Genomic DNA, 19,550 nt, shown 5'->3' with positions numbered 1-19,550 from the left:
TTATGGAAAAATATCAGACATTACTTTACTATTGCTATAGTTACATAGCAGAGGCAGAACAATTTGCTGCCGATCACCTTAAATTTTGTAAATCATTAGGTTTAGTTGGCCGTATTATCGTTGCTGATGAAGGTTTAAACGGCACTGTTTCTGGTACGGTTGGGGCTTGCGACGCTTATATGAAAGCTATACATGCCGATGAAAGGTTTGCAAAAACAGAATTTAAAATAGATAACGTTGAAGAGCCTTCATTCCTTAAGATGCATTGTCGTTATAAATCAGAAATTGTTCATTCTGGTTTAAGAGACACCTCGATTATTAATCCGAATGAAAAAACAGGCAAACATTTAGAGCCTGTAGATTTCATGAAAATGAAAGATGATGAGGATGTAATTATCCTGGATGTCCGCTCCAATTATGAGCACAATCTTGGTAAATTTAAAAATGCATTAACACTCGATATCGAGAATTTCCGCGATTTCCCTGAACAGATTAATCAACTTGCCCAATATAAAGACAAGAAAATATTAACCTATTGTACCGGAGGTATTAAATGCGAAAAAGCTTCTGCCTTGCTTTTACACCATGGCTTTAACGATGTTTACCAATTACATGGTGGCATTATTAAATATGGAAAAGAAGCCGGTGGAAAGGATTTTGAAGGTAAGTGTTATGTTTTCGACAACCGCATTGCTGTTGATGTAAATGCGGTAAACCCTACCATTGTTTCAGTTTGTTATAACTGTGGTAAAACTACCCCTAAAATGATTAACTGCGCCAATCCGGAATGTAATGAGCACATTACCCAATGCGATGAATGCGGCGATCAGCTTCAGGGCTGTTGCTCAGTGGAGTGCACTACCAATCCACGGAAACGCCCTTACGATGGTACAGGCTATTATGTAAAGGTTCCGCAGCCGGTAGCAGTGAAAAGCTAGGTTTCGGGTTGATAGTTCGTAGTTGATTGATGAGTTCCAATTGTGGGGATTATAACATCATAAGTTTTTTGGAGCACAGTGTCATTGCAAACAACAAGGGTCCGGTCCTGCTGTACGTTTTACTTTGCCGATGAAGAATTGGCTTCGTGCCACTGCCATCAGGGCTAGTTGGCAGGTTCCGGTATTCTATCCTTAATTTACTTAACTGCTTAATGTTTCTTAACGCCCCAATGCTGAAGACAATCAACCATTATAATATTACATAACAACGTCCTCTTTTAATAGGGCGATTGTTGATCATTTATCAAAAGCCTTCCTCTTTAACCAATAGTCATGAACTATAGGCCATTAACGATCGACTATTAAACAATTTTTCATTTACTTTGTGTATTAATGGCTTTACCTATTAACCATTTTATGCTAAACTATTTCCGGCTCCTATTATTATTATTATTACCCTGCTTCGCAATAAATGCCCATGCATCAGAAATTAAAAGCATAGGCGTTCCATATATAGAAAATTATCCAAAATCGGTTTATTCGTCAGGAAACCAGAACTGGAGTATAGCAAAAGATAAAAATGGTGTAATGTACTTTGGCAATGCTGAAGGACTTTTAACTTTCGATGGCCGCTACTGGCAGAAATATCAGATGCCCAACAGGCAAATTGTTAGATCGGTCGCAACAGATGATAAAGGAAGAATTTATACCGGTAGCTTTGGTGAATTTGGCTTTTGGTCGATTAAAAGCAACAAGTTAACCTATAGCTCACTTACCAATCTTTTGCCAAAAGGAATAAAAATCAATGATGAAGTCTGGAAAATATATGTAGATCAGGATAGGGTAATCTTTCAATCCTTTTCGAAAATATTTCTCTATAAAAACAACAAAATCGAGGTTGTAAAATCGCCATCATCCTTTCTGTTTCTTTATAAGGTGAACAAAAGGTACTTAATTGAAGTACTGGAAAAAGGTTTGTTCGAGCTCATTGGCAACAAATTGATCCACATCCCAAATAGTGAAAAACTTGGCAAAGAAGGAATTCTTTCTATCCTTCCTTACAAAACCAGTGGCCTCATTATCGGCACCAGTAAAAATGGATTATTTACCTATGACGGAAAAGATTTTACGCCGCTAAACACATCAGCAAATAGCTATCTTAAAACCTACCAACTTAACAATGGAGTAAGTTTATTGGGTAAATATTTTGCTTACGGCACTATCCTTAATGGCCTGATCATTATTGACGAGAATGGAAGAGTCGTGCAGCGGATCAATAAATCGAGCGGTTTACAGAACAATACTGTTTTAAGTTTATACGCCGATAATGAACAAAATCTTTGGACGGGTCTTGACAATGGGATCGACCGCATAGAACTTAACTCTCCCTTATATTTTTATTTTGATAAAACAGGTCAGTTTGGTACTGTTTACTCCAGCATTATCTTTAATAATAAAATTTATCTTGGCACCAATCAGGGTTTATTTTATAGCGAGTGGTCGCCAGATAACCTACTGCCATTTAATTTTCGGTTAATCTCTAATTCGCAAGGGCAGGTATGGGAACTCACCATTATTGATAATGAGTTGATCTGTGGACACAATAGCGGCACATTTAAAGTAAACGGCGATAAAATCGATTGGTTATCGAGATCATCTGGTGGCTGGACGATAAAAAAGCTAAATTCGAACCCGAATTTCCTTGTTCAGGGTACTTATACCGGGCTTTCGCTTTTTACAGAATCTCCTGCATCAGGATTAAAGTTTGTTACTAAAATTGCCGGATTTGATGCCCCTTCCAGATATGTAGAACAGGATAATAAGGGGGATATTTGGGTAGCGCATGCTTATAAGGGGCTGTATAAATTAAGCTTAAGCCCTAACTACACGAGTGTAACCAGCACCAAATATTTTGATGAAAGGAACGGTCTGCCCGGAAATTACAACATCAATATATTTAACTTAGAAAACAAGATTGTCTTTTCTTCTGATGCAGGTTTTTATACCTATGATGAATTAAGCAATAAGTTTACCAAGTACGAAGCACTCAATAAAGAACTCGGTTCTTTCGAATCCTCCAATAAAATTATTAGCGCCGGTGGCAAAAAATATTGGTTTATTAATCACGGCAAAACAGCACTGGTTAACTTTAGCGAACCTGGTAAAGTAGAAATAGATTCGAATCAATTCAGCATTTTAGATGGCAGGATGGTGCAATATTATGAGAATATCAGCCGAATCAGTAATTCCATTTACCTGATCAGCGTTGATGATGGGTTTGTAATCTACAATCCTACGGCTCAACTGAGTTTGCAGAAACAAAAATTGTCTGCCGTACTGATCAGGCGTGTAGAAGATATTACCGATAAGTTTTCGCTCATCAGTGAAGCCGGAAACGGTGAGGAAGCAACAGAGATCCAAAACAGCCGTAACAATATCCGCATTTCTTATGCATTGCCCTATTACCGACAGGCTAAGGTTAAATATCAGTTTTATTTAGAAGGATATTCTAAGGCCTGGTCTGATTGGAGTTATGCCACACAAAAAGATTTTACCAATTTAAGTGCTGGCAACTATATTTTTAAAGTTAGGGCAAAAATCGATGATACTTCAGTAAGCAGGGAAACCGTTTATTCATTTACTATTTTGCGTCCATGGTATCTAAATAATTGGGCCATTTTGTGTTATGTTGTTTTATTTGTGGTAGTGTTGATTCTGGGTAAGAAAATTTACGAAAGAAAACTACAGCGGGATAGCCAAAAAATCAGCGACCGCTTACAGGCCGAGCAAGAAGAGATCCTGAAACAGGAAACAGAGATCAACGAAAAGCAGATCATCAAGCTGCAAACCGAAAAATTACAGGCAGAACTCGCCTCGAAAAATAGAGAACTGGCCAACTCAGCCATGACCCTTGTTTATAAAAACGAACTGCTCCAAAAGCTGAGCGATGAGATCACCAAATTAAAGGATGAGAACGGAAAAAAACTCTCAGATGATCAAACACGCAAAATCCAGAAAGTAATTAATGATGGAATGAATGATGAGCGAGATTGGCATTTATTTGAGAATAGTTTTAATGAGGCACACGAAAGTTTCTTTAAAAAATTAAAGGCACAGCATCCCGATCTTGTTCCGAATGATTTGAAACTCTGCGCCTACCTCAGGATGAACATGAGTAGTAAAGAGATGTCATCACTGTTGAACATTAGTTTAAGGGGTGTAGAAATCAGAAGATATCGCTTACGCAAAAAGCTCGAAGTACCGCACGATAAAAACCTGACAGAGTTTTTAATGGAACTTTAATCTTGCAGCTAGAATCAAATTAGAGCGGTCAAAAATTGCACGAACCAGCCTCGGGAACGTTTGCACAAAAAACGATTTTTGAGGCTTTTTCATGTTATCTTACTCAATCGGCACTACATCATTACCTCTCATAGCGAGCTTTTTGGCCCCACAAAACACTTAGTGTTATTTGTACACTTGTGTATTTATTAATGTGATGTTAAAATCTAAAAAACTGCATTTTTAGGCTAAAATGGCATTTGGTTTATTTGATTGAGATACCCCACAGTATCAGATGATGTATTAATGTAGAGGTAAAAACACTTGCACATCAGCAAAAACAACCCCACATTTAACTAACAATTAAACTAAATTTATAATAAAGCATGAAAAGAATCTTTACAAGAATCTCTGTTCTCGCTGCATTTTGTTTGCTAACAATTAACGTAGCATTAGCGCAAAACATTACCGTAAAAGGTAAAGTAGTTGATGGGGGTGATAAAACTCCGTTACCAGGCGTAACTATCTTAATCAAGGGCACACAAAATGGTACGCAAACAGATGTGAACGGCAACTACTCCATTAGCGCGCCGGCCAATGCCACATTAGTATTTAACTTTGTAGGCTATACAGCACTTGAGCAAGCTGTAAACAATCAAGCTACTTTAAATGTATCATTAGCTTCATCAACACAACAACTAGAGCAAGTTGTGGTTGTGGGTTATGGTACACAGCGAAAAATTGATGTTACAGGATCAGTAGCTACCGTTAAAGGTGAAGACATTGCAAAGCAGGCCTCTACCAACGCGGTAAGTGCGTTACAGGGAAAAGTTGCAGGGGTTAGCATTACCAACAACGGTGCACCGGGTTCTTCTCCAAAAATTACCATTCGCGGTACTGGTTCTATTTATGGCAATACGGGTGTATTGTATGTGGTAGATGGTGTTTGGTATGATGAGGTCAGTTTCCTTAATCCAAGCGACATTGAAAACTTAAGTATCCTAAAAGATGCCTCGTCTCAATCTATTTATGGTATCCGTGCGGCAAACGGCGTTGTATTAATAACGACCAAAAAAGGTAAATCAGGTGATCCCGTAATAAATTATAACGGATCCGTTGGCTATCGAGTAGTTACCAATCAATTGGCTATGGCTAACGCAACAGAGTATGCTACAATAATAAATGAGTTATCTGCAATTAATGGCGCTCCTAACCTTTTCGCAAACCCATCAAGCTTTGGCGAGGGTACCAATTGGTATAACCAGGCATTCAGAAATGCGTTACAAACCAATCATCAAGTATCTATTAACGGTGGTAGTGAAAAGAGTACTTATAACTTTTCTTTAGGTTATACCGGAGAAGATGGGATTGTTAAAACACAAAACTACAAGCGTTATACAGCTAAATTTTCTAACGATATTCAGGTATTAAAGCCTTTAAAAATTGGTTATACCATTTCAGCAACAGCATCAAACTCTGATGATGTTAACGGCTCTATTTTCCGTCAGTTATATGCAGCCGGTCCAGTAGTTCCGGTTTATTATGCTGATGGTACCTATGGTGATGCGAATGATTTTAGTTTAGGTGGAGGAAATAATTTTAATCCTCAGGTAACCTTAGATTATTTTAATCAAAAGTCTAAAAATTACCGTTACAATGGTAATTTTTATGCCGAGTTAAATTTTGCTAAGCACTTTACTTTTAAAACAAGTATAGGCGGAGATTTTGGTCAGGCTGAAGTTCGTGGGTACACTCCGGTTTATCAGGCTACACAGGGGCAAAGAAACGACAAAAGCTTATTAGAAATTAAAAGAACCGAGGATAGAAACTGGATCTTAGAAAACACCTTAACTTATAAAAATACTTTCGGTGATCATAACTTAACAATTTTAGCAGGTCAAACTGCCCAGAGAAGAAAAAATTACTATATTAATTCATCAGCGCTTAATGTTCCTTACTCAAGCGAGGGCGATCTATATTTAGCACTTGGTAATGCTGCAGATAGATCAGTAATTGATGGTGGTAGCTTAACAACCTATTCTTCTTATTTTGGTAGAGCAAATTACTCATTCAAAGACCGTTATCTTTTAAATGCAACGATACGTGCTGATGCAGCATCGCAATTTTATGGTGGAGGAGACCTGTGGGGTTATTTCCCATCAGTAGGTGCTGGTTGGGTAATTTCCAATGAGGATTTTATGAAAGATCAGAAAATCTTCAATAGCTTAAAACTAAAAGGATCATGGGGAAAAGTGGGTAATGCTGGTGTTCCTGTAAACCCAACAACGCTTGTAGTAAAACAAGATGGCGCTTATGTTGTGGTATTTAACGGCGTTGCTTACACTGGCGCAAACGTTAGTTCATTAGTGCCATCGTTCTTAAATTGGGAGCGTACTACTGGTACTGACATTGGCCTTGAAGCAAGTTTCTTAAATAACAGATTAAATGTAGAAACTGGCTTTTACAATAAAAAAACAGAGCAAGCAATTTTCGAAATCCCTATCTTATCTTCTATTGGTACCTCTTCTGGTAAACAAATTGGCAACCAGGCTGATTTACAAAATCGTGGTTTTGAGTTTTTGGCTACTTGGAGAGATCAAACTAAAAGTGGCTTTTCATACTCTATTAGCGGTAACGTTGGGTTAAATAACAACAAAGTTTTATCAGTTGTTACGGGCCTAAACCCTATTTATGCGGGTGGCGCAGGGCTTTCTAATGGAGGCTTAGCAACACGCACTATACAAGGTGGTGCAATTGGAGAATTTTATGGCTATAAAGTAGATGGGATATTTCAAACTCCTGCAGAGGTTGCAGCATCGGCTCAAAAAACAGCAAAACCTGGCGACTTTAAATACATTGATCAAAATAACGATGGTGTAATTGATGGTAAAGATAGAATTGTATTAGGTAATCCTAATCCTAAATATAATTATGGTTTAAGCACTACATTTGGCTACAAAAATTTCGATTTAACCGTTGATATACAAGGTGTTGCCGGGGTAGATGTTTACAATGCCAATATTGGCTCGCGTTTTGGAAACGAAAATTTTAGTAAAGATTTTTATGATAACAGATGGCATGGAGCAGGCACTTCAAACACCTATCCTTCTGCAGCAGTTGGCTCAACCTTTAATTCCGCTCCAAACTCTTTCTATGTTGAAGATGGATCATATATCCGTATAAGAAATATCCAATTAGGTTATTCGTTACCGTCAACTTTAATGAATAAGTGGACAATGAAAAAAGTAAGAGTTTTTGTTGATGCGCAAAACCCTGTGACCTTATTTGGATATAAAGGTTTTACCCCAGAAATCGGTGGTACGCCAACAAATGCAGGTATCGATGCGAGTGTGTATCCACTATCTGCAGTTTACAGATTAGGTGTTAATGTTACTTTTTAATATCAAATAGCGATGAAAATAAATTATAAAAATACCTATATACAAAAGATGGGGATAGTAGTTATCTGTTCCTCACTTTTAATAATACCTGCTTGTAAAAAAAGTTTTTTAGATGTTGATCCACAAGCACAGCAACCTGCGGTAGTTTTCTGGAAAGATGCTAGCGATGCTGCAAAAGCGGTTAATTCGATGTATGCACAGCTCAGAACTTGGGGAAATACCGCTTTTCCGGCATTAGCGCTCGAAAGTATGGGTTCTGATGAAGCAGAAAAAGGTAGTGCGGCAAATGATTCTGACTATTTAAATGCCTATGATAATTTTACAGTAACATCAACAGAAGGGCAAATGGGAGGCTTCTGGGAAGCACAGTATCAAAATATAAATCTTTGTAACCAAGTGCTTGATAACGTTCCAGGGATCAATATGGATGCAAGCTTAAAAGCACGTTATTTAGCCGAGGCAAAATTTATTAGAGCATATTCTTATTTTAGATTGGTTCGCGCTTTTGGCGATGTACCTTTGCGTTTAAACGTTCCAAAAACACCGGCTGAGTTTAATATTCCGAGAACGCCTAAAGCGCAAGTATGGGCCGCTATCGAGAAAGATCTGGATGATGCAGCAGCAGTTTTGCCTCAAACCTATCCAGCTGCTGATTTAGGCAGAGCAACCAAAGGCGCTGCGCTCGCCTTACATGCAAAAGTTGCTATGTATCAGCAAAAATGGGATCAGGTACTTTCTTTTACAAATACTGTAATTACATTGGGTTACGATTTATATCCTAATTATCAAGAGGGCTTTAGAACTAACCACGAAAATAATATCGAATCAGTTTTTGAGATACAATGCGAACTTTTATTGAATAATAAAGATGCTTCTAACTCTCAATATAGCCAGGTACAAGGTGTACGGGGTAGTGTTGCAGGTTGGGGTTTTAATGTACCTACTCCTGCTCTAGTAGCAGCTTACGAAACTGGTGATCCCCGTAAAGATGCAACAATAATTTTTAGAGGAGAAACTACTCCCCAAGGTGATGCTATTAGTCCGACTGGAGATAATCCAATGTATAATCAAAAATCATATGTACCATTTAGTTTAATTGTAAGCGGTTATACAGAAGGCTCGCAACAAAATGTTAGGGTAATAAGATTTTCGGATGTATTGCTAATGAATGCAGAAGCTGCAAACGAGCAAGGAAATCCCACTTTAGCTAAAACATCATTGAACAGGGTACGTGCGCGTGCACGCGGAGGGATTGCTGGTATTTTACCAGATGTAACCACTTCTGATAAAGAGGCTTTGCGCCAGGCGATTTGGAAAGAAAGACAAGTAGAATTAGCGATGGAGTCAGACCGTTATTTCGATGTAATTCGCCAAGGTCGTGGAGCGGCCATATTTGGTCCTAAAGGCTGGAAAGCAGGCAAAAACGAAGTTTGGGCAATACCCGCAAATGAGATTGATAAAAGTGCAGGAACTTTAACTCAAAACCCAGGTTACTAATCGCTAATTTTTACGAAAATGAAAACAAAATATTTTTTATTATTGACAGCTGTAACCTTGGTGTTATCATCATGCCAAAAAGACTTTGATCCAACAACTTATGCACCAGCCTTAAACATTAATGGCTACACGAGTTCAAAACAGATTGCTCCCTCAAGCCTAATAGCTTATTGGGCATTTGATGGCAGTTTAATTGATAGTGTATCGAATACAGCAGGCACCAATACTGGTACCAGTTTCAGTACCGGTATTAAAGGGAAATCGTTACAAGGCGCATTAAATGGCTACGTAACTTCCAACACGCCAGCGGCAGTACAAAATTTAAAAAGTTTTACGCTCACCTGCTGGTTTAATATGCCCCTTAATGATAAAGGAATTGTAGGATTAGTTGATGTTGCAAAATCATCCGATTTTTGGGGAAATCTAACGCTGTTTATGGAAAATAACGGAGATGCTTCAACTGGCAGATTGGTTGCCCGTTCTTATACAGGTGTGGTTAACAACGGCGGAGACAATTTTTTAAAGATTGTTGATCCTTGGAATAAATGGAATCAAATAGCCTATTCATATGATGCTACCACTTCAACCTATAAAGTATATTTTAATGGCTCTAAAATCGGAGAAAAAGTTGTAGCAAACTTGGGTCAACTAACCTTTCAGGATGCCTCTAAAATGGTTTTTGGCACCGTGCAATTTCAAACAACACCTAGTTTAACAAACTCAACTGGCAAACAAGATTGGGCGAGTTATTTAGTAGGTCAATTAGATGAAGTTAAAATTTTTAACAAGGCACTAACCGATGTTGAAATTGGTTCATTATCTAAACTAGAAGGAAGAGGAAAATAGTTTTCCTCCCTGATAGACCAAATTAAAAGGGCCACCGATTGGGGGCCCTTTCAACTACCACACTATGAAAAAAAAATATTTTTATATTTTCATCTTATCGGCTATTTTTTTTGGGTGCAAAAAAGGCGATACACCAGCACCGGTTGATCCGCCTGTTACACCATCATCTTTCGCTTTTAGCGATTTAAAGGTAAACGATGCTTACAGTGGCTTTACCTATTATGGCTTAAACAATAACCCAATTATCAAAATAACATTCTCATCACCAATCAATTCGGCTTCTATAAGTGGCAACGTTACCCTTACCGATGCCTCTGGAAATCCGGCAGCATTCACTTCCAAATTAGAGAACAACGATAATACGGTTGTAATTACTGCTACGGCATTGCAGCCCATTACTAAATATATCTTAAACGTTAATAACAATTTATCATCAAAAACCGGTGGCAAACTTCAATCGGCGGTTGCTGTAAACCTGATCACTGCTGTAGATGATGCAGATAAATTTGCCCGCATCAGCGACGACGACCTTTTAACTTTAGTTCAAAAGCAGACTTTTAAATATTTCTGGGATTTTGCACACCCAACCAGTGGCCTTGCCAGGGAAAGAAATACATCTGGTAATACCGTAACTTCTGGTGGATCGGGTTTTGGAATCATGGCCTTGGTTACTGGTATCAGCAGAAATTTCATCAGCAGGGCCGATGGATTGACGAGGATCCAAAAGATGGTATCCTTTTTAAAAACTGCCGATCGTTTTCATGGCGCCTATCCACATTGGCTGGATGGCAATACCGGAAAGGCAATTCCGTTCAGCACCAAAGATAATGGTGGCGATCTCGTTGAGACTTCATTTTTAATGGCAGGACTAATCACTGCCCGTCAATATTTTAATGGAACTGATGCAGCAGAAACTGCGTTACGAGCTGATATTAATAACATTTATAACGGCGTAGAATGGGCCTGGTACAGAAAAGATAACAGTAATACACTTTACTGGCATTGGAGCCCTAATTATAACTGGGACATGAACCTACCCATTAAAGGCTGGAACGAGTGCCTAATCACTTATGTGATGGCAGCAGCCTCTCCTACTTATTCGATCCCTAAAACTGTTTATGATAATGGTTGGGCACAAAATGGAGCAATGAAAAATGGGAATACCTATTATAGTGTTCAACTTCCTTTAGGAACAGCCAATGGTGGCCCATTATTTTTTGCACACTATTCTTTTTTGGGTATCAATCCAACAGGTTTAAGCGATGCTTACGCAAATTACGAAACACAGACTAAAGCACACACGCAGATTAATTATAATTATTGCAAAGCTAATCCGCTCGGAAACTATGGTTATGGCGAAAATTGCTGGGGTTTAACGGCAAGTGATATTCCTAACGGATATACTGCAAGTGCGCCGAACAATGATATTGGCGTAATTGCCCCTACCGCAGCCTTATCATCTTTTCCGTATACGCCAACCGAATCGATGCAGGCGCTAAAATATTTTTATTATAAACTGGGCAACAAAACCTGGGGAGACTATGGTTTTTACGATGCTTTCTCGCTAAAAGATCAATGGTTTGCTTCTTCTACTTTGGCCATAGATCAAGGACCAATAGTAGTGATGATCGAAAATTATAGAACCAAATTAATCTGGAACTTATTTATGTCGGCTCCCGAAGTTAAAACAGGCATGAAAAATCTTGGTTTTAACAGTCCCAATCTTTAATATTATACCTCAGCAATGAAATTTATATTCCGAAACTTCCTTTTATTATCATTTACCCTTTTTACGCTATCATCATGTGCACAGCGTGAAAAACAGGCATACAATCCTGATCTGAAGATCAAAAAAAACCTTACCGACATTGAATTACTGGATCTTGTGCAAAAACAGACTTTCCAATATTTTTGGGATGGGGCTGAACCCACATCAGGTGCTGGTAGAGAACGCTTTCATGTGGATAATGTGTACCCGGAAAATGATAAGAATACAGTGGCAACCGGTGCAACCGGCTTTGGCTTGATGGCCATTTTAAGCGGTATTGATAGAGGTTATGTAACAAAAAAAGAAGGATTAGACAGATTAAACAAAATATTGGATTTTCTATCCAGAGCCGATCGTTTTCATGGTGCATGGCCGCATTGGATAAATGGAGAAACTGCCAAAGTACGTCCTTTTGGGCAAAAAGATAATGGAGGCGATCTCGTAGAAACTTCTTTTGTTGCACAGGCCTTAATCTGTATTAACGAATATTATAAAAATGGAACGGATGGTGAAAAGGCATTAGCAAAAAAAGCTGATGAACTTTGGAAAGGAATCGATTTTAACTGGTACCGCAATGGCCAAAATGTATTGTACTGGCATTGGTCGCCAGCGTATAAATGGGAAATGAACTTTCAGGTTAAAGGTTATAATGAATGTTTGATTATGTATGTAATGGCCGCCTCATCCCCCACGCATGGTGTCCCTTCAGAGGTGTATCACGAAGGTTGGGCAAGAAACGGGCAGATTAAAACTAATTTCAAATTTTATGGACATCCTTTTACACTTGATTATCAAGGTCAGAAAAATTCAGTAGGACCATTATTTTGGGCACATTACTCCTATTTAGGTCTAAATCCGAAAGGTTTAAAAGACCGTTATGCAAATTATTGGGAAAATAACGTAAACCACACACTTGCCATACACGATTACTGTGTGGCCAACCCAAAGAAATTTAAAGGTTATGGAGAAAACAACTGGGGTTTAACAGCCAGTTATTCGGTAAAAGGTTATGCAGCACACAATCCTCAGGAAGATTTTGGCGTAATCTCTCCTACTGCAGCTATATCATCGATCCCATACACGCCAAAAGAATCGATGAGGGTAATCAGGCATCTTTACGAAGATCTGGGCGATAAAGTTTGGGGGAAATATGGTTTTTACGATGCCTTTTCAGAGCAGGACAATTGGTATCCGAAAAGATATTTAGGTATCGACCAAGGCCCAATGGTTGTGATGATCGAAAATTACAGATCAGGCTTACTTTGGAAACTTTTTATGGGAAACAAAGATGTTCAAAATGGATTACAAAAATTAGGTTTTGAACATCCTACTTTAAAAAAATAAAATGAGAAGGCTGATTATAACAATAGCAATCATGATCTGCACTGCTTCGGCATTTGCACAAAGTCAAAAAACTTATTGCAATCCAATCAATGTAGATTATGGTTATACACCATTCGAATCTTTTACCGAATGGGGGAAACACCGTGCCACTGCCGATCCGGTGATTGTAAATTATAAGGGTGATTTTTATCTTTTCAGCACCAACCAATGGGGTTATTGGCATAGCGCTGATATGCTGAACTGGAAATTCCATGAAAGAAAATTTCTCCGTCCATGGAACAAAACAAAAGATGAACTCTGTGCACCAGGGGTAGGCATCGTTGGCGATACTATGGTCGTTTTCGGGAGTACCTATACTAAAAACTTCACTTTATGGGGAAGTACCGACCCAAAAGGGAACAAATGGTTCCCATTGGTTGATTCTTTAGAAATTGGTGGCTGGGATCCGTCCTTTTTTACCGATGACGATGGCAAATTTTACATGTATAACGGAAGCAGTAATAACTACCCCATGTATGGTGTAGAATTAGACCGCAAAACTTTTCAACCTAAAGGTACCCGCACACCAATGTACCTGCTTGAAAGCTGGCGGTATGGCTGGCAGCGTTTTGGCGAATATATGGACAATACATTTCTTGATCCTTTTGCCGAAGGTGCATGGATGACCAAACATAATGGCAAATATTACTTTCAATACGGAGCACCAGGAACCGAATTTAGTGGTTATTCTGATGGAGTGGTGGTTGGAACCAAACCTTTGTTTTACGATAGCCCATTTACGCCTCAATCTGATCCTTTAAGTTATAAAGGTGGTGGATTTTCGCGTGGTGCAGGGCATGGTGCAACCTTTCAGGATAACAGTAAAAATTACTGGCACATTTCTACGAGCATTATCTGTGTAAAAAACACCTGGGAGCGCAGAATGGGTATCTGGCCAACCGGTTTTGATAAAGACGATGTGATGTGGACCAATACTGCCTTTGGAGATTATCCGCTCTATTTACCTTCCGAAAGAAAAGAAGGTGGTCCGGCAGGCCCTGGTTGGATGCTAATTAACTATAAAAAACCCGTTACTGTTTCTTCAACTTTAGGAAGCTTTAATGCCAATAATGCTGTTGATGAAAGCATTAAGACCTATTGGAGTGCCAAAACCGCTAATAATGGAGAATGGATCCAAACCGATCTGGGTAGCTTGGCAACCGTTAATGCCATCCAGATTAATTATGCTGATCAGGATGCAGAATTTATTGGTAAACAGATCGGAATTTACCATCAATATAAGATTCTATCATCAACTGATGGTAAAAAATGGACTACCCTGGTTGATAAAAGCCAGAACAAAACCGATGTGCCGCACGATTATATCGAACTGCAGACACCAGTAAAAACCAGATTCATCAAAATGATAAACATCCATATGCCAACCGGAAAATTTGCCATTAGTGGCTTACGTGTTTTCGGCAATGGAAATGGAGAAAAACCAACAAAGGTTAAAAACCTGATTGTATTGAGGACAGAAAAAGATAAACGCAGCGCCTACATCAAATGGCAGCCTGTTGATAATGCATTTGCCTATAATCTTTACTACGGTACTGCGCCAGATAAGCTATACAATTGCATTATGATCCATGATTTTAACGAGTACTGGTTCAAAGCAATGGACAGCCAAAAAGCTTATTATTTTACCATTGAAGCAATAAATGAGAATGGTGTATCGGCAAAAACCGAGGTAAAGAAAGTTGATTAATAAAATACATAGCTCACGCTCGTTTCTAACGAGTGTGGAAATAAACAATCGCTTTAAGCGATTAATGTAAAACACGATAAAATCGTAAAGCTATTTAGGCATTCGTTGGAAACGAGCGCCAACTAATAAAAAGAATAAAACACACATATAATGAAGAGAGCGAATATCCTGGTTGTTTTTTTAACCCTGCTTGTACCGAATGGATCAGCACAAACAAAAAAACCTGTTTCGGCAGCAGATGCAAAGATGAATACCTTCATCAGCAATCTGATGGCGAAAATGACCGTTGATGAAAAAATTGGTCAATTGAACCTGCCAAGTTCTGGCGATATCACCACCGGCCAGGCTAACAGCAGCGACATTTCTAAAAAAATCAGAGATGGACAAGTTGGTGGTTTATTTAACATTAAAGGAGTAGATAAGATAAAGGCAGTTCAAAAGATTGCAGTAGAAAACAGCCGCATGAAAATCCCATTGCTTTTTGGGATGGACGTAATTCATGGTTATAATACCGTTTTCCCCATTCCTTTAGGAATGAGTTGCGTTTGGGATATGGCCACAGTACAAAAATCGGCAAGGGTTGCTGCGATAGAAGCCAGTGCAAGTGGAATTAACTGGACCTTCTCTCCTATGGTTGATATTTCTAGAGACCCGCGTTGGGGCCGCATTTCGGAAGGAAGTGGCGAAGATGCTTATTTAGGTTCACAAATTGCCGCAGCCATGGTGAAAGGTTATCAAGGTAAACTTCAGGCCAATAACGAAATTTTAGCCTGCGTAAAACATTATGCGCTTTATGGTGCTGCTGAAGCTGGCAGAGATTATAATACCACCGATATGAGCAAAGTGCGCATGTACAATGAATATTTCCCTCCTTACAAAGCCGCTGTTGATGCAGGAGCAGCCAGTATTATGGCCTCTTTTAACGAAGTTGATGGTATCCCTGCAACCGGAAGTAAATGGTTAATGACCGATGTTTTACGTAACCAATGGGGCTTTAAAGGGTTCGTGGTAACTGATTATACGGGTATCCCTGAAATGATTGCCCACGGCATGGGCGATTTACAAACTGTTTCTGCTTTGGCTTTAAATGCTGGCATTGATATGGATATGGTGGGCGAAGGCTTTTTAGGTACTTTAAAAAAATCATTGGCAGAGAAAAAAGTTGGCATGGCACAAATAGACAGGGCATGCCGATTAGTGCTTCAGGCAAAATATAAATTGGGTTTATTTGCTGATCCTTATAAATTCTGCAATGCAGAAAGAGCAGAAAAAGAGGTTTTTAGTCCAGCTAACCGTCAGGTTGCACGCGAAATTGCAGCTGAAAGCTTCGTGTTACTAAAAAATAACAATAATATACTTCCATTAAAAAAATCAGGTACTGTTGGCTTAATCGGTCCACTGGCAGATAATACCGCCAATATGTATGGTACCTGGAGTGTTGCGGCTCTTTTTGATAAATCGATAACTGTACTTCAAGGTTTAAAAAATGTTTTGGGTGATAAAGCGAAAATTTTAACCGCACGCGGCGCTAATTTTTTAGCAGATTCGGCTATGGAGCACCGTTATGTAAACATCCACAATCCTACTTACAAACGCGATCCTCGAACCGAGGCAGAAATGATCAAGGAAGCGCTAGAGGTTGCTAAAAAATCGGACGTTATTGTGGCTACCATTGGCGAAGGTTCTGAATTTACAGGCGAAAGCAGTAGTGTAACCGATATCCAGATTCCCGAGACACAGAAAAACCTGTTAAAAGCACTGGCTAAAACTGGCAAACCTGTGGTACTGGTGTTATTTACCGGTAGGCCGTTGGCATTAAACTGGGAGCAGGAAAATATTCCTTCCATTTTAAATGTTTGGTTCCCGGGTAGTGAAGCAGGAAATGCAATTGCCGATGTACTTTTTGGCGATGTTAATCCTTCGGGTAAACTGAGTGCAACTTTCCCTCAAAATGTAGGTCAGGTGCCCTTGTATTATGCACATAAAAACACCGGTCGACCGCTGGCAGAGGGTAAATGGTTCGAAAAATTCCGTTCCAACTATTTAGATGTAAGCAACGATCCTTTATATCCATTCGGTTTTGGCCTGAGCTATACCACGTTTAATTACAGCGATGTTAAATTAAGTTCAAATACCTTAACCAAAGGGAAAACGATCACGGCATCGGTTACACTAAGTAATACGGGTAAATATGAGGGTAAAGAGGTCGTTCAATTATACATTCAAGATCTTGTGGGAAGTATTACCCGTCCGGTAAAAGAGCTAAAAGGTTTTCAAAAGATTAATTTAAAAGCCGGAGAAAGTAAAACCGTCACTTTCAACATTTCAGAAAATGATCTTAAGTTTTACAATGCCGATCTAAAATTCGTGGCTGAACCTGGCGATTTTAAAGTATTTATCGGAACAAATTCACGTGATGTAAAAGAGGCATCTTTTACACTGAAATAAAGACAATTAGGTTTGGTTATGAACCCTGTGCTATTGTAAAGTAGCCAGGGTTTTCTATTTTTGTTAAATGAAACCATCATGATTGATCAAAACACACCTTGAAATAACAAATCATGATAGCTTTATCAACTTTAAAAATAATATAAAACGGATGAAAAATATTTTTTTTACCATCTGCATTCTTTTTTCTGTACTCTTTTTAAACGCCCAAGACTTAAAAAAATACGACAAGGGAAGCTATATCAAAGGAAAGGACTCTATTTACTACAGAATCCTGTTTCCCGAGAATTTTAATCCCGACCAAAAATACCCGATCATCTTCTTCCTCCATGGAAGCGGCGAAAGGGGGAATGACAATACCAGTCAACTGGTACATGGTGGAAAATTGTTTTTAAAAAATGATTTACGCAAAAATTTCCCTGCTATTGTTGTTTTCCCACAATGCCCATCAAACGACTTTTGGGCAAATGCCAATTTTGAGAAAGATGCAAAAGGTAAAAGGAGAATCAGTTTTGTGGAGGGTGGCAAACCAACCAAAATTATGCATGCGCTACAAGGCATGGTTAAAAACTTCCTTAATAAACCTTATATAAACAAAGAGCAGGTGTATGTGGGCGGTTTATCAATGGGGGCAATGGGTACTTATGAGCTTTTAAGAAGAGAACGCCGCAAATTCGCCGCTGCCATTGCCATCTGTGGTGGCGATAACACCAATAATATTAAAAAATATCAAAAAATACCGCTTTGGATTTTCCATGGCGCAAAAGATGATGTAGTTGATCCGGCTTTTTCGATTGCCATTGCCGAGCGCTTAAAAACCGTTGGTGATGAAATAAAGTTTACGCTCTATCCAAATGCAAACCATAATAGTTGGGACAGTGCATTTGCAGAACCAGAGTTATTGAGCTGGTTGTTTTCGCATAAGAAATAGTAGATTAAACCTCGCAGGTTTTAAAAACCTGCGAGGTTTATATATAGAAAACTAATACTCAAATTCTTTATTATCAACTAATTGTTGATGTCTTTTGATGATATTCTTCATAAAAGGACAATCCACCAAACCAATCAATAACTTCTTCTCTTTTCAGCGATGTAGGCTTACCGGATAAAATTATGCTGTATGATGAATATGGATAATCTCTAAAATCTTTTATTACTCCATGCTTTTGTGAACCCATCTAGTCTTAGCGTCTCGCTAAGACCTTAGTTTTTTACTTAGTTTTTTACCGTATAAATTGGAAAACGCATAAATTGGGAGGTCTTAGCGAGGCGCTAAGACGAGAGGATTCTAAAGGAATTGTAGTAATCATTCTTAAACTTAAAGAAATTCATAGAGAAATCAAATATCATAAGCTCCAAGACCTCGCAGGTTTAAACTAGACTAATCCAGACCTCGCAGGTTTTGAAAACCTGCGAGGTCTTAAAAAATAAAAATTACAAAAAAGGTCCCGATGTAAAATCTGGACCTTTTCTATAAATATCTGCTTGCTATTATTCTGCCATATTATGGTAAACCGCCTGCACATCATCATCTTCCTCTAACTTATCGATCAATTTCAAAACATCAGCTGCCTGCTCTTCCGTTACCTCATGGTGAGATAAAGCAATACGCTCTAATTTTGAACTCTTTAACTCTATGCCTTTTTCTTCTAAAGCTTTTTGTAAAGATCCAAAGTTTTCGAAAGCTCCTTGGGCAACAGCGATATCGTTTCCTTCTTCATCAGCCTCTACATATAGTTCTTCTAAACCGGCATCGATTAATTCGAATTCCAATTCTTCCAAATCTAAACCTTCGGTAGCCGCAAAGCGGAAAACAGATTTGCGGTTAAAAACAAAATCTAACGATCCGGTTTTACCCAAAGAACCATCCGTTTTGTTAAAATAACTACGAACGTTTGCTACGGTACGGTTCGTATTATCAGTAGCGGTTTCAATTAAAACGGCAACGCCGTGTGGCGCATAACCTTCATATACAATTTCTTCGTAATTGGCCATCGATTTATCAGAGGCACGTTTAATTGCCGCCTCTACCCTATCTTTTGGCATGTTTACCGCTTTCGCATTTTGCATCGCCGTACGTAAGCGCGAGTTGGTTTCCGGATGAGGTCCAGACTCCTTAACTGCCATTACAATATCTTTACCAATACGCGTAAACTGAACCGCCATTTTGGCCCAACGCTTAAATTTTCTCTCTTTTCTAAATTCGAATGCTCTTCCCATTATTTTAGTATTGAGATATAAGATAGGAGATAGGAGACCTTAAGCCTTCAACCTTTCAA

Annotated in this window: 11 protein-coding genes; 10 read left to right on the top strand and 1 reads right to left on the bottom strand. The window is 38.7% G+C overall.

Features of this window, described 5'->3' with window-relative positions:
- Positions 1 to 2 precede the first annotated feature (2 nt).
- The 10 genes from J7E57_RS19775 (at position 3) to J7E57_RS19730 (ending at position 18,202) form a co-directional block, all read left to right on the top strand.
- Positions 3 to 938 (top strand): rhodanese-related sulfurtransferase, encoded by a 936-nt coding sequence (locus tag J7E57_RS19775; protein ID WP_215131304.1) that lies wholly within the window; start codon positions 3 to 5, stop codon positions 936 to 938.
- A gap of 417 nt (positions 939 to 1,355) precedes the next feature.
- Positions 1,356 to 4,241: a triple tyrosine motif-containing protein gene (locus J7E57_RS19770; protein ID WP_215131306.1), complete on the top strand. Its 2,886-nt coding sequence runs from the start codon at positions 1,356 to 1,358 to the stop codon at positions 4,239 to 4,241.
- A gap of 365 nt (positions 4,242 to 4,606) precedes the next feature.
- The gene (locus J7E57_RS19765; protein ID WP_215131308.1) at positions 4,607 to 7,621 is read left to right on the top strand and encodes a SusC/RagA family TonB-linked outer membrane protein; all 3,015 of its coding nucleotides are present in this window, start codon (positions 4,607 to 4,609) and stop codon (positions 7,619 to 7,621) included.
- Between the two features lie 12 nt (positions 7,622 to 7,633).
- Positions 7,634 to 9,118, top strand: coding sequence for a RagB/SusD family nutrient uptake outer membrane protein (locus J7E57_RS19760; RefSeq protein WP_215131310.1), 1,485 nt, complete (start codon positions 7,634 to 7,636; stop codon positions 9,116 to 9,118).
- An 18-nt stretch (positions 9,119 to 9,136) separates the two neighbouring features.
- The gene (locus J7E57_RS19755; protein WP_215131312.1) at positions 9,137 to 9,964 is read left to right on the top strand and encodes a LamG-like jellyroll fold domain-containing protein; all 828 of its coding nucleotides are present in this window, start codon (positions 9,137 to 9,139) and stop codon (positions 9,962 to 9,964) included.
- 64 nt (positions 9,965 to 10,028) lie between these two features.
- The gene (locus J7E57_RS19750; RefSeq protein ID WP_215131314.1) at positions 10,029 to 11,693 is read left to right on the top strand and encodes a glucoamylase family protein; all 1,665 of its coding nucleotides are present in this window, start codon (positions 10,029 to 10,031) and stop codon (positions 11,691 to 11,693) included.
- 15 nt (positions 11,694 to 11,708) lie between these two features.
- Complete coding sequence (locus tag J7E57_RS19745; protein ID WP_215131316.1) at positions 11,709 to 13,076, top strand: glucoamylase family protein; 1,368 nt, start codon at positions 11,709 to 11,711, stop codon at positions 13,074 to 13,076.
- 1 nt (position 13,077) lies between these two features.
- Positions 13,078 to 14,823, top strand: a complete 1,746-nt coding sequence (locus tag J7E57_RS19740; protein ID WP_215131318.1) for a discoidin domain-containing protein — start codon at positions 13,078 to 13,080, stop codon at positions 14,821 to 14,823.
- Positions 14,824 to 14,973: 150 nt separating this feature from the next.
- Positions 14,974 to 17,271, top strand: coding sequence for a beta-glucosidase BglX (gene bglX / locus J7E57_RS19735; RefSeq protein ID WP_215131320.1), 2,298 nt, complete (start codon positions 14,974 to 14,976; stop codon positions 17,269 to 17,271).
- A gap of 151 nt (positions 17,272 to 17,422) precedes the next feature.
- A complete protein-coding gene (locus tag J7E57_RS19730) occupies positions 17,423 to 18,202 on the top strand; it encodes a prolyl oligopeptidase family serine peptidase (RefSeq protein WP_215131322.1) in 780 nt (259 codons plus the stop codon).
- Between the two features lie 560 nt (positions 18,203 to 18,762).
- Here J7E57_RS19730 and J7E57_RS19725 read toward each other — a convergent pair.
- Positions 18,763 to 19,491 carry a YebC/PmpR family DNA-binding transcriptional regulator gene (locus J7E57_RS19725; RefSeq protein ID WP_215131324.1) on the bottom strand — a complete coding sequence of 243 codons (729 nt, stop codon included), beginning with the start codon at positions 19,489 to 19,491 and terminating at the stop codon, positions 18,763 to 18,765.
- Positions 19,492 to 19,550 lie beyond the last annotated feature (59 nt).

The organism is Pedobacter sp. ISL-64, from assembly GCF_018613605.1.
GTDB lineage: Bacteria > Bacteroidota > Bacteroidia > Sphingobacteriales > Sphingobacteriaceae > Pedobacter.
Note: the sequence above shows the minus strand (reverse complement) of the source record. Positions and strands in the feature narration are given on the sequence as shown.